Annotated in this window: 12 protein-coding genes and 1 tRNA gene; 7 read left to right on the top strand and 6 right to left on the bottom strand. The window is 63.8% G+C overall.

The window, feature by feature from the left end; translation table 11 throughout:
• Positions 1-273: 273 nt before the first annotated feature.
• A complete protein-coding gene (locus tag H7007_RS09490; RefSeq protein WP_287154995.1) occupies positions 274-981 on the top strand; it encodes a TetR family transcriptional regulator in 708 nt (235 codons plus the stop codon).
• 236 nt (positions 982-1,217) lie between these two features.
• Here the strand turns inward: H7007_RS09490 and H7007_RS09485 are convergent, their stop codons facing one another.
• The gene (locus H7007_RS09485) at positions 1,218-1,790 is read right to left on the bottom strand and encodes a hypothetical protein (protein ID WP_287154993.1); all 573 of its coding nucleotides are present in this window, start codon (positions 1,788-1,790) and stop codon (positions 1,218-1,220) included.
• Positions 1,791-2,104: 314 nt separating this feature from the next.
• Between H7007_RS09485 and H7007_RS09480 the strand changes: the two genes are divergently transcribed.
• The gene (locus tag H7007_RS09480; RefSeq protein ID WP_287154992.1) at positions 2,105-3,394 is read left to right on the top strand and encodes a nickel-dependent lactate racemase family protein; all 1,290 of its coding nucleotides are present in this window, start codon (positions 2,105-2,107) and stop codon (positions 3,392-3,394) included.
• A 21-nt stretch (positions 3,395-3,415) separates the two neighbouring features.
• Here H7007_RS09480 and H7007_RS09475 read toward each other — a convergent pair whose 3' ends face one another.
• From H7007_RS09475 to larE, 3 genes are all read right to left on the bottom strand, one after another.
• Positions 3,416-3,880: a TIGR00725 family protein gene (locus H7007_RS09475; RefSeq protein WP_287154990.1), complete on the bottom strand. Its 465-nt coding sequence runs from the start codon at positions 3,878-3,880 to the stop codon at positions 3,416-3,418.
• Positions 3,881-3,955: 75 nt separating this feature from the next.
• Positions 3,956-5,161, bottom strand: coding sequence for a nickel pincer cofactor biosynthesis protein LarC (gene larC / locus H7007_RS09470; protein ID WP_287154989.1), 1,206 nt, complete (start codon positions 5,159-5,161; stop codon positions 3,956-3,958).
• Between the two features lie 363 nt (positions 5,162-5,524).
• Positions 5,525-6,409 carry an ATP-dependent sacrificial sulfur transferase LarE gene (larE, locus tag H7007_RS09465; protein WP_287154988.1) on the bottom strand — a complete coding sequence of 295 codons (885 nt, stop codon included), beginning with the start codon at positions 6,407-6,409 and terminating at the stop codon, positions 5,525-5,527.
• Positions 6,410-6,555: 146 nt separating this feature from the next.
• On the opposite strand from larE, the gene H7007_RS09460 reads away from it, so the two are divergent.
• The 5 genes from H7007_RS09460 (at position 6,556) to H7007_RS09440 (ending at position 10,704) form a co-directional block, all read left to right on the top strand.
• Positions 6,556-7,158, top strand: coding sequence for a DUF4446 family protein (locus H7007_RS09460; RefSeq protein ID WP_287154987.1), 603 nt, complete (start codon positions 6,556-6,558; stop codon positions 7,156-7,158).
• Entirely contained in the window at positions 7,155-8,006 is an 852-nt protein-coding gene (gene pheA, locus H7007_RS09455; RefSeq protein WP_287155065.1) for a prephenate dehydratase, read from the top strand. Before H7007_RS09460 ends, pheA begins: the two co-directional genes overlap by 4 nt.
• Positions 8,007-8,010: 4 nt before the next feature.
• Positions 8,011-9,288, top strand: coding sequence for a serine--tRNA ligase (gene serS / locus H7007_RS09450; protein WP_287154986.1), 1,278 nt, complete (start codon positions 8,011-8,013; stop codon positions 9,286-9,288).
• A gap of 432 nt (positions 9,289-9,720) precedes the next feature.
• A complete protein-coding gene (locus H7007_RS09445) occupies positions 9,721-10,467 on the top strand; it encodes a hypothetical protein (RefSeq protein ID WP_287154985.1) in 747 nt (248 codons plus the stop codon).
• 149 nt (positions 10,468-10,616) lie between these two features.
• A tRNA-Ser gene (locus H7007_RS09440) sits at positions 10,617-10,704 on the top strand.
• Positions 10,705-11,001: 297 nt separating this feature from the next.
• Here H7007_RS09440 and H7007_RS09435 read toward each other — a convergent pair.
• Positions 11,002-11,340 carry a DUF190 domain-containing protein gene (locus tag H7007_RS09435; RefSeq protein ID WP_287154983.1) on the bottom strand — a complete coding sequence of 113 codons (339 nt, stop codon included), beginning with the start codon at positions 11,338-11,340 and terminating at the stop codon, positions 11,002-11,004.
• Positions 11,341-11,352: 12 nt separating this feature from the next.
• A complete protein-coding gene (crcB, locus tag H7007_RS09430) occupies positions 11,353-11,727 on the bottom strand; it encodes a fluoride efflux transporter CrcB (protein ID WP_287154982.1) in 375 nt (124 codons plus the stop codon).
• Positions 11,728-12,293: the final 566 nt, after the last annotated feature.

Genomic DNA, 12,293 nt, shown 5'->3' with positions numbered 1-12,293 from the left:
ATTATTTGCTTTGCCAAAAATCCCGATTCCTAAGCCTTATAATCGCTGCGGCGGCAACCGATATAGACATAGGGAGAGGGAGACCGCGGCGATGGTCAACCTTCCAAAAGAGGTAGTGTGCGAGTGTCTTGACCACGACTCTCCCTCTCCCCTAAATTACAGCTTCCCGAATTGACGCCATGGCCGTCCTCCAATCCATCATGTCATATGTGAAATCTTTTATGAAAAATGAAAAAGTGTTTAATGTCATAAAATCGCTGTTATAATCTCCTTATGGAGGGGAGAAAAGACGTCGACGCATCGGGACGGCGGGAGCGCAAGAAGAGGCAGACCCGCGAGGCCTTGGAGAAAGCCGCCCTGCGCCTCTTTCAGGAAAAGGGCTACGACCGCACGACCATAAGGGACATCACCGAGGAAGTCGACGTCTCCCAGCGCACCTTCTTCCGCTACTTCCCCTCCAAGGAAGCCGTGCTCTTCGGGAACTGGGAAGAGAGCCTGGAGTTGTTGCGAAGGCTCATCCTTGAGAGGCCCAGCGAGGAGCCGGTCTTCGTCACCCTCTATCGCGCGGCCCTCAAACTGGCTGAGGCCGACCGGGAGAACGAGGCCTGGCTGGTGACGGTGAAGCGGCTGGCGGAGAAGTCGCGTCGCATCGGGGAGTTCGAGCGCAGCGTGATCTATCCGGGCTTTGAGAGGGTGGTGGCCGAGGCCCTGGCCGAGCGCATGGGAGTGGACCTGGAGGAGGACCCCCGGCCAAGGGTCCTGGCCGCGGTCTCCGTAGCCGCCTGGACCACGGCGAGGAGTATATGGATGGAAAGCGGCGGGAGGATGGCCATCTCCGACATCCTCTCCCATACCTTCGGTTCCCTGGTGGAGTTCATGCCCGAATCCCGCGGGACGGGTGGAGGGCGGAAGGCGGAAAACCCGAGGGCGGGGAAGAAAAGAGGCCATAAGGCCGGTTCCCAGGGAAGAAAGAGGACATGATGGGGCGTTCCGGCGGGTTGGCGCCGTGACATGCCTGCGCGGGTCGAGCTCATGCGGCGAAGAATCTCCGAACGCCGGGGAATGAGGCTCCCGCGGCTAGAGAGATTGCTTTGGGGGTGGATTCCACCCGGAGGAGACGGGGGAAGCGGGTTTCATGCGCGCGGCCTTCCGTTGGGGATTCACGGCCGCCCCGGCACTCGTTGGCCCCGCTACAGGAAGTAGGGGAGCGGGATGGCTCAACGCAAGTCGTCGAGGGCTTTTCTCGCCGCCTCCAGGATGGGGGTGCTGATGCGCGGAGGAGTCTTTCTGAGGTAATCGAGGGCCCTTTCCTTCGCCTCCGGGCGCAGGCCCTTCAGGTAGTCGATGACGTTTTCCGGGGTGAGTTCCCGGCGAGTACGCCTCTCGAAGTCCGGGCGGAGGTCGTTCCAGATCACAACCCCAATCTTCCGTCCCTCCCGGTTCTTCTCCTCGGCCCAGCGCCGGATGTCCGGGAGGCACTCGTCCACCGTCCGGCACCAGTGCTCCCCGGTGACCAGGTCCAGGAACCCGACGTTCTCCGGCTTGCACTCCGCCCTCTGCGAGAGGTTCCACACCGCCTCGCCCACGCTTTCCGTGGCCATGAGAGACCAGTATACCTGTACCGGCGTAGAGCCTCGCCGGAGGGTAAGGGTCAGGTGTCTCTGTGGGGCCACGCGGGATAGCTCTACGGGCAGGAAAGGCCCGTCGTCGAACCATCGACCCCCGCGGAGCATGAGCCCTTCCGGCTCCGTGACCATGGGATCCCATCCCAGCACCGCTATCTCCGACAACTCTCCCACCTCCCGTCCAGGGCGGGATCGACGCCGCCTTCGAGGCTCCTCGGTTGTCTCGGAGGGGAGCCGCGGCGAGCGCCTCAAGTCCCCTTACGGCGTTCCTCCGCGTTTTCTCCGGATGTGAATTTCGGCGCATTACGCCTTGGACTGAAGGGGGTTACGCCCTTTCGGAAAGACGTTTCAGGACCAGGGCCGAGAGGCCATCCGAATGCCCCGCAGGCGGGCAGCGCCCCCGCAGGGTGAGAGGGCGTGCGGGACGAACCCCTTCTTATGGGGATACCATGGCGATCGGATCTGATATCCTATAGGGCATGAGGTTTTCCTGGGACTACGGGCATGGCACGCAGGAGTTCGAGGTGCCCGACGACCTTCTTCTCGGCGTGGTGGAGGGCACGGCCGTCGAGCCCCTCGCCGACCTGAGGCATGCTCTGGAGGACGCGCTGGAGAACCCGCTGGGATCCCCTCCCCTTTCGGAGGTGGTGCGCGGTGGTGACCGGGTGGCCGTGGCCTGCCCCGACTTCCACCGCCTGTGGGTCCGCGCTCGCGTGTGGATGCCCCTGCTGGTCGGCTACCTGAACCGCTGCGGGGTGCGAGACCGGGACATCACGGTCATCATCGCCAACGGGACCCATGCCCCTCCGGGATACGGAGGCCTGGCGATGATACTCGGGGATGACCTTCTCCGCCGGGTCCGGGTGGTCAACCACGACGCTCGCGACGAGGCGGCCCTGCGCTTCCTGGGGCACACCACCTACGGTACCCCCCTTTGGGTAAACCGCCACGCCCTGGAGGCCGACCACCTCATACTGACCGGGGCCGTGGTACCCCACACCTTCGCCGGGTTCGGAGGGGGCCGTAAGGCGGTATTGCCGGGCATGGCAGGGCTGAGGACCATACTGGCCAACCACCGCCGGGCCCTGAGCGACTCCCCGGGCGGCGGCATCCACCCGCGGGCGGTCCCCGGCGTTCTGGACGGCAACCCGGTCCACGAGGACATGCTGGCCGCGGCACGCATGGTCGGGCCTCGCTTCATCGTGAACTTCGTCCTCAGCGAGGAGGGCGACTTTCTGGGGGTCTTCGCCGGGGACATGGAGGAAGCCCACCGGTCAGCGTGCGCCTTCGTCGAGAAGGCGTTTCGGGTGGAAATTCCTTCCAAAGCGGACATCGTGGTCGCTTCCCGGGGAGGTTATCCCATGGACCTCACTTTCTACCAGGCCTTCCAGTCCAACGCCAACGCCCGCGCCGCTCTGCGCGAGGACGGGAGGGGAGTCCTCATAATGGTCGGGGAGTGCTCGGAGGGCCTCGGCCCCTACGAGTTCCAACGCTGGTTCCGCATGGGAGGGCTCGAGGAGATGGAGCAGGAGCTGCGCCGCGCCTTTACCGTTCCCGGGTTCGTGGTCTACCGGGCAGCGTTGCTCGCCCGACAGGCAGAGAAGGTCATTCTGGTCTCCGGGCTGGACCCGGAGGTGGTGAAGAAGATAGGCATCGTCCCCCATGCGAGCGTCCAGGAGGCGCTTGAGGAGGCCCTGGCCACGGTACCGGGGGGGAGGATCCTCCTCATGCCTCACGCCTCACAGACCATACCCTCCCCGGCCTGCTGAGACCACGACGGGCCGCTTCGTTCAACGCTCCGGTCCCAGCACGGCCTGCACGGCCTCCTCCGGGCTGGAGGCGCGGAGCAACTTCTCGTCCGGCACGCCCTGCCGGGAGATGTCCCAACTGGAAATGGCCACCACCCTCTTCCCCATCTTCAGGGCCATGGCGATCTCGGAGAGGGTGCCGTATTCGCCCCCCACGGCTATGACCGCATCCACCGTTCTCACGATGACCGCGTTCCGCGCTTGCCCCATGTCCGTGGCAATGGCGTGGTCCACGTAAGGGTTGGCGTCCCCCCGGAAGGGGCCGGGGAGGATTCCGATGGTCACACCTCCTTCCTCCTTGGCCCCCTTGCAGGAAGCCTCCATCACCCCACCCAGGCCGCCGCAGACGAGGACGGCTCCCCTGCGAGCCAGCAGACGGCCCACCTCATAAGCTAGTCGGGCTTCCTCCTCGCTACAGAACTGCCCGCCCACCACTCCCACGTACACTCCTCGACCTCCTGGTACGAAACCGAATTCGCCGTTACGGGCACCGGCCAGTACTTATTACCATTATTTACCATGTTACCCTTCGCCGCCTCCGGGCTCTCTACCGGATAGCAGGTCGCGCGCCGCCTCCTCGGCGGAGGCGTAGACCTCCTTTAAAGGCACGCCGTGCCGTATCGCCGCCCTCCGGCAGTCCTCGTATTCGGGGGCCACGTTCAGGGGGCGGCCTTCGCGGCGGGCCACCTTCACCCTGATGGGCCCGAAGTCCGTGTCCACCTCCAGCACCTCCCGGTCCAGGTATTCCTTATCCACTTCCTCTATGCGTATTCCCAGGGTCTTGGTCTCGGCGAAGATGACCTCCTTTATCTCTTCCTCGCGGGAGGGAGGGGAGAGGACGGAGATGGTCACCGCGGGTCGCGATTTCTTCATCTGAATGGGGGAAAGCCACACGTCCTCCGCCCCGGCCTCGAAGAGCTTCTCCATGACATAGGGGTAGATCTCCGGGTTCATGTCGTCGATGTTGGCGGAGAGGACCACCCTTCTTTCCCGGGACCTGCCTCCCGCAGGAACTTCCCTCTCGCCCAGGAATCCCCTTAGCACGTTGGGTATCTCCAGGTCGCGGTCCCCGGCTCCGTAGCCGACGGCCTGAATGCGCATGGGGGGCAGAAGACAGAAATCCGAGGCCAGGGCGGCGACTATGGCCGCCCCGGTTGGGGTGACGATCTCCGTGGGGATGCCGCTGGAATACACGGGCACGTCTTTAAGGATCTCGGTGACCGCGGGCGCCGGCACCGGGTAAATCCCGTGGCTGGTCTTGATCATCCCCGTGCCCATGGGGAGAGGGGAGCAGAGAAGCTCCTCCACCTCCAGGTGCTCCAGGCAGGCCACCGTGCCCACCACGTCCACAAGGGTATCGGCGCTTCCCAATTCATGGAAATGGACCTGGTCGATATTCCTGGAGTGGATGCGGCTCTCCGCCTTCGCCAGGAGGGCGAACACCTTCTGGCTCTTCTCCTTGGCCTGCGGCGAGAGGTCGCTCCGCTCGATGAGCTCCCTTATGTGAGCATAGGTCCTGACGACCTCCCTTTCCAGCACCCTCACGTGGACTTTGGTGGCCCCGATGCCCTTGCGTTCGGTACGGGAAGCGGTGATGCTCGCCTCGCTCAGGCCAAGGCGCAGGGCGGTCTCCTGCAGGAGACCGAGGGGGGCCCCGAGGTCCACCAGCACGCCCAGCATCATGTCCCCGCTTATGCCCGCAAAGGCGTCAAGGTAAAGCGTCTTCAAGCCTTCACACCTCCGGGTCCGCCGGAAAGCAGCCCTTTCCTTGGATTTAGCTCGTCGGTTTCAGGAATATCACATCCCCCTCAGGCCGTCAGCAATGACCATATCGATCATACCACCTCGACCCCCCGGCCACCCGCCGCATAGGCAGGGCCGAATCCCCGTTCGCCCGTCAAGGTACCCCCACGGCTCGCCTCCGATGTCCTGACGGGCTTGGGTGTCTCCCCCCGGCCTCATGGGTGCGAGATTCGTGCGGGCCCTGAAGGGCGTGTGGCGACATTCCCCCGCCGCGTTTTGCGGCTCTCTCCCCACCGACCCTTCCGACAGGAAAAGATCTCGGCTTCCGGAGATTCGATTGTCGGCATCTTAAACATCGGGAGGCGAAAAGGAGGAAACGTCTCCCTCCCCATCCCGGAAGATGGTGAGCACCTTCCTCCTCTGCCCTCCCCGGTCCATGCTCCCGCTGCGGTAGCCCTCGAGGTCGAGGTCAAGGCGGCGGAAGCCCAGCTCCCGGAATTTTCTCTCCGTCGTCGAGCGGTTCTCGCCGCGGGCAAGGGAGGAGGTCTCCTCTTCGCCCGCCTCGATCCGGGCCCATTCCGGCCCTTCCAGGCGCACACGGAACTCGTGCCACCCGAGGCCTTCCAGGAACTCCTCAGCTGCGTCCACCCTCCATATGGCCTCACGGCTCAAGCGGGCGCCGTAGGGGAAACGGGTAGCCAGGCAGGGGCGGGAGGGGGCGTTCCAGTTGGGGAGTCCGAGCTCGCGGGCCAGGAGACGGATGTCGCGCTTGGTGAACCCCGCTTCCTCCAGGGGGCTGAGGCAACCCTCTTCACGGGCCGCCCTCCTTCCGGGGCGGTACACGAGAGCGTCGTCTGCGTTCCCCCCATCCATGATCGCCTCAAGGCCGCGGGAAGAGGCCAGGCTCCGCAGGAGGATCAGGCGGTGCTTTTTGCATAGATAGCAGCGGTCGCGGGGGTTGTCGGGGAAACCCTCCAGGGTGAGCTCGTTGCTTTCTGCCACCTGGAGCGGAAAGCCCAGCTCTCCGGAAATGCGTATGGCGCGTTCCGTCTCCCGCGGGGGCATGAGCGGGGAGGAGATCAAGACGGCCAGCATGCGGTCGCCCATCGCCTGTCTGGCCAGGTGTGAGAGAAGCGTGGAATCGACGCCCCCAGAGTAGGCGACCGCCGCGGAGGGAATTGATTCCAGAATTTCCCATAAACGTAGCTGTTTGGCCTTCAGCTCGCCGTCCATAGCCACTCCCAAACCTTTGACCGAAGTATATCATTCCCCGGCGACCGAGGGGATGTGAGGCACCACTCAGACCGCGGCCCGTTTCCTCTGCAGTGCCGGGAGAAAACCGAAATGTGGTATTCTCTTGTGGTAAAGGAGGACGGGACATGTTGGAAGCCTTTAAGAACAATTCCGGCCTGATGATAACCCTTCTTCTGCTGGTGGACTTCCTGTTGCTGGCGGGAGTCTTCGTCCTTTTCCGGCAGCTCTCCCTGCTGCGCCGTAACGTGACCATCCTCAAGCGGGGGGTGGACGGGTCGAGCCTCCTGGAAAAGGTGGCTTCTCAAGCGGTGCAGATACAGGACATCTACCGTCTCCTGGAGCAGCAGGCCGCGGAGAAGGACTACCTTGCCGAGGTGCTCGCCGGCTCCCTGCAGAGGGTAGCCGTGGTGCGCTTCGATGCCTTCGACGACATGGGCGGCAAGCTCAGCTATTCGGTGGCCATGCTGGACGAGAACGGGGATGGGGTGATATTCACCTCCATCTACGGGCGCAACGAGAACCGCACCTACGCCAAGGCGGTGAAGAACGGGAAAGCTTCGCATGTCCTGTCCCGCGAGGAGGAGGAAGCCCTGCGCCGCGCCCTCACCGTGAAGCCGCCCATGATTCGCGGCCGCAAGGGGGGCGCCGGCAGGCTCTTCGACCTGGAGAGCGCGGAGGAAGCCGGCGGAGAATCTCGAAGGGAGGAGGACGGTTCTTGGGTGATGTGAGCGTTCCCCTCTCCTGCCGGCGCGTGGCTTACCTGGGGCCTCCGGGGACCTTCACCGAGGAGGCCCTCCTCTCATGGCCGGACCTGGAGTTCGAGGCCTCCATCCCCTTCCCCACCGTAGAGGAAGCCATCCTGGCCGTGCAGGACAACCTGGCGGAGAAGGCCGTGGTGCCCATCGAGAACTCCCTGGAGGGCTCGGTAAACGCCACCCTGGACTGCCTGGCCTTCGAGGCGGACGTCTTCATCCAGGCGGAGAAGGTATGCCAGGTAAGGCACTGTCTTTTGGCCCGTCCCGGCGTGGGCCTGGAGGAGGTGGCTCGCGTGATCTCCCACCCCCAGGCGGCGGCCCAGTGCCGGAGGCACCTCATCGAGCTGCTGCCCGGCGTGGAGGTGGAAGCGGCCAACAGCACCTCCGAGGCGGCTCGCCGTGTGGCGGAGTCCGGGGAGCCCCTGGCCGCCCTGGGAAGCGCTTTGGCCGCCGAGCTCTACGGGCTGCAGTTGCTTCGTGAGGGAATGGAGGACCATCCGGAGAACCGCACTCGGTTCGTGCTCCTGGGAAGGGAGAAGATGCCTCCCAGCGGACGAGACAAGACCTCCATGGTCTGCTTCATCCACCAGGACAGGCCGGGCATGCTCCTGCAGATACTGCAGGAGTTCGCCTACCGCTACATAAACCTTTCCAAGATCGAGTCGCGGCCCACGAAGAAGAGCCTGGGGGAGTACTGTTTCTTCATCGACTGCGAAGGGCATGAGGAGGACGAGGTGGTGGCCTCGGCCCTGAAGTGCCTGCGCTGCAAGCTCCCGCGGGTGAAGCTCCTGGGCTCCTATCCCGCTTACCGGGAGGATTGAAAGCATGCTGGACCTCAAGTTCGTACGGGAGAACGCCGACCTGGTGCGCAAGGCCCTGGAGGACCGTTGCCTGGAGGTTCCCCTGGACGACCTCCTGGAGAAGGACAGCAGGAGGCGGTCCCTCCTCGCCGAACTGGAGGAGAAGCGCGCCCGCCACAAGAGGGGGAACAAGGAGATCGGCGAGAGGATAAGGAAGGGCGAGGACCCCGCCGCTCTGCGGGAGGAGATGGGGGCCTTGAGCGAGGAGATAAGGTCTCTGGAGGCCGAGGCGGACGGGCTGGAGGCGGCCGTGCGGGAGATACTCGTCCGCCTCCCCAATCTCCCCCACGAATCGGTTCCCGTGGGGCCCGACGAGACCTACAACCGGGAGGTGCGCCGCTGGGGGGAGCCGCGGGCCTTCGACTTCCAACCCCTTCCCCACTGGGAGCTGGGGGAGCAGCTGGGGGTGCTGGATTTCCAACGTGGGGTGAAGATCGCCGAATCGCGTTTCACGCTTCTGCGCGGAAAGGGGGCCCTCCTGGAGCGCGCTCTGATAAACTTCATGCTCGACCTGCATACCCGGGAGCACGGCTACACCGAGGTGTTCCCCCCCATACTGGTCAATGAGGAGAGCATGTTCGCCACCGGGCAGCTCCCCAAGCTGGAGGGTGAGATGTACCGCTGCCGGGACGACGTTCTGTACCTCATCCCAACCGCTGAGGTCCCGGTGACCAACATCCACCGCGACGAGGTCCTGGCCGAGGAAGACCTGCCCCTCTATTACTGCGCCTATACTCCCTGTTTCCGGAGGGAGGCGGGCTCTTACGGGAGGGACATCCGCGGGCTCATCCGCCAGCACCAGTTCAACAAGGTGGAACTGGTCAAGTTCAGCCACCCCGAGAGCTCCTATCAAGAGTTGGAAAAACTTACCAATGATGCGGAGGAGGTGCTGCAGCGCCTTGGGCTACCCTACCGGGTGGTGGTCCTCTCCACCGGGGACCTCTCCTTCGCCGCCGCCAAGTGTTACGACCTGGAGGTGTGGCTGCCCTCCTATGGGGAGTACAAGGAGATCTCCTCCTGCTCCAACTTCACCGACTTCCAGGCCCGCCGCGCCAACATCCGCTTCCGGCCGTCCGGCGGCGGCAAGGCGCGTTTCGTCCACACCCTGAACGGTTCGGGGGTGGCCGTGGGGCGCACGGTGGCCGCCATCCTGGAGAACTACCAGCGTGAGGACGGGAGCGTAGAGGTCCCCGAGGCCCTGCGCCCCTACATGCACGGACTTGAGGTCATCGAGCCCGACTGAAACGGCGGCGCGGGCCGGCGGCAGACCTCGGTGGATTCGTTGTCCCTCGCGCCATCTCCTTACGGGGTGATGACCTAAATGCCGGAAGCCGGCGGCACGTTCTTATGCCGGCGCTCATGTTGCGGAGCGAGGGTGAGATCCGGGGATGCACGGTTCGCCGGTGAGGCGAGCGCCTGATCCTCGCGATGTCGTCACAAGGGCCTCTCGACGCTGTCCGAAAGTGATTCTTGAGGTCACGCCACATGGGCATGGGGGCTGTTTGGGATTCGAGGATTCGCGATTCCTGCCGAAACAAGGCGCTTTCGATAAACGGTTTTCGCTGTCCCGTTGCGCTTGGCGCTCCTCCCGGGAGTCGTGACGGCTTGACAGGAACTCCGTCCCGATACCGAATAAAATAAAGGGTGTAAAACCTCGGACGGCAGGTGAGCGCAGGTGCAGGGGGACGAGATACTCGGTATCATCAGGCGCATCACCCGCGATTTCGCCCCCATCCTCCCCGGCCTTCGCCTGGAAGTGGTCTCCCCGGAGGGATTCCGGGCCCGGGTGAGAGGCAAGCCCATCGTCGCCGATGAGGCCATGTTGCGTGCCGTCCTCGGTGAGGAGCGGGGAGGGGCGGGGAGGAGTGGGGCCCGGGCGCGTGAGAGGGCGGCGCTCGGAGGCGCCCCCGGGGGAGGAAGGACTTCCGGGGAAGGGGGAAATGCCGGAGCCCCGAGGGCATCCGGTAAGGTGCGTACGGGCACAAAAGCCGGCGATGCCGCGAGGATCGGCGGAGTTCCGGGCGGGGAGACGCGCGGCGTCTCCGACCGTACAGGCCCGGGGGCGGAAGGGCGGAAGCGGGAAAAGGCGGGAGAGGAAAGGTCACGTGAGGGAGCGGCGGAGAGGTATCCCCTCTACGCTCTCCCCACCAGTCGTACAATCATGGTGGAGATGAAGAGCCTCTCGGAGAGGATCAACCGCGAGGACCACCGTCTGCATCGTCCCCTTGTGGAGGGACTCGTCCTGCGCGAGGTCCTCTACCTCATCACCAGCGGCCAGCCTCTGCCCGATCCCCGAGCGCGCGCGGAGCGCATTCTCCGCCGTCACTGGCCCTTCCAGTACGCCGCCCTGCGCAGCGTGGGCCTGACGGTCACCGGTTTCGAGAGGCCCCAGACGCGACCGGAAATGGCCAGAGACAACTGAAGGCTTAGGTGTCCAGCGTTCGATGAGGGGGTGCCCGCATCGTTTCTACGGAAGTTGGCGCGCCTGCAGCCGCCCGGATCTCCGATTTCCGCGGACGGGAACCCTCGGCGGATTTACGCTTCGAGCCCACCCCAAGTAAAATGGTTCCTGGAGGGGTGGCAGAGCGGACTAATGCGGTGGTCTTGAAAACCATTAGCCTTCGCAGGCTCGCGGGTTCGAATCCCGCCCCCTCCGCCAGATCTTAAGCTCCATGAGGGCCCCCTCTCGAGCAGCGATGTCAGGTGATACCTCTCCACCGGCTGAAGAAGGAGCGAGAAGAAACGCGAAAACGAGACACGGCGCCGAGGGAAGGATCGTCTCGTATACCAAAACGCATGGAGCATCACCTATCCCCGTGCAACCGCCGCGTCGAGCCTGTCCCCGCGCCGCTGCATCACGATGGGCGCGTGTACCGGGGCGAACACTACTTTTCGATCCGGTAGGGGAGGGATTAGCGGCAGCGCATGGCCGTATGCGGGATCGTTGGCTATCGGGTTAGCCTTCCTCGGCTCGGTAGATCATGACGTCCAAGTCCTGGACGGTCACCAGGCCCTCCTTGACCAACTCGTCGATGACCGGGAGGACGGACCTGATGCGCTCCTCCCTGTCTATCACCTGGATGACCACGGGCAGGTCCTCGGACAGCCTGAGGATGGAGGCGGTGTGGATGCGACTGCTCTTCCCGTATCCCTCTATGCCCCGCAGCACGGTGGCTCCGGCCAGGCCCTTTTCCCGCAGCCTCTCCACTATGACCTGGTAGAGGGGCCGGTGGTGGAAATGGTCCTGCTCCCCGATGTATATGGAGAGCAACTTGGCCTTACCCTCGATCTTCATGAGACCGCCTCCTCAGATCAGTTTAGCGATCAGGATTCCCACAAGCGTCGCCGCAAGGCACCCGAAGAGTGTGGTGCCGGCGTTCAGGGCGGCCATGGCGTAAGCGCCTTCCCGCAGCAGCTCAACGGTCTCGTAGCTGAAGGTGGAGAAGGTGGTGAAAGCTCCCAGGAACCCAACGGCGAAGAAGAGCCTCACGCCCGGGCTCCAGGAGAACCTCTCCAGGGCCAGTATCAGGAAGAACCCGATGATGAACGATCCTAAGAGGTTGACCGCCAGGGTCCCGTAGGGAAACCCGCCGTCCGTGCGGTTGGATATCCATCCCGAGAGCCCGTACCTGGCCACCGCTCCGAGCATCCCTCCTATGGCAACCAGAAGATACCTCGTCATTCCCGCGACCTCTCCTGCGACTCATGCTACCGTGCTTGCCACGTAAAATCCGCCGCCATGGAGATGGTGGCTTGCCTTTCCCGCAAGGGGCGCCGCGTTAGGCGCTACGGGACCTTGAAAGAAATTCCGCCGCGGAAATAATACCACCTCCCAGTCAAGCCGTCATATCCGGCTTGCCGGTCGCTGCCCGGATACGGGTCTGAGGCGCGCTTGCGCCAGTGGGTTCGAGATGGCTGGAACATCATAATTGAAAGTTGCTCTGTTTGCGAATCGCCGGAAAGTATACGGCAAGATCTCGGTCGGCGCTTTGGGTTGGAAGGCGATCGAATGGAACACCTTCGTCATGGCAAGGCAGGAAAAACAAAAGGACGACAGGAACCTCGGACTTTCAATTTTCGACAAACGACGTCACGCCCGGCCCGCGAAGCGAAGATTCGGAAGTAAACCGAGGGAAAGGGTGCTGTATCGTTTCAGTAGGCGCTTTCCGGGTTGAAAAGAGTCGAGAGACCACCCTATCATCCTGACAAAACAAGCCGAGTTGGCAGGAAGAAAGGGGTGATCTCTCT

This window comes from Candidatus Solincola tengchongensis (genome assembly GCF_015711935.1).
Lineage (GTDB): Bacteria > Actinomycetota > Geothermincolia > Geothermincolales > RBG-13-55-18 > Solincola_A > Solincola_A tengchongensis.
The sequence above is the reverse complement of the archived record's forward strand: the minus strand, read 5'-3'. Positions and strand labels throughout refer to the sequence as shown.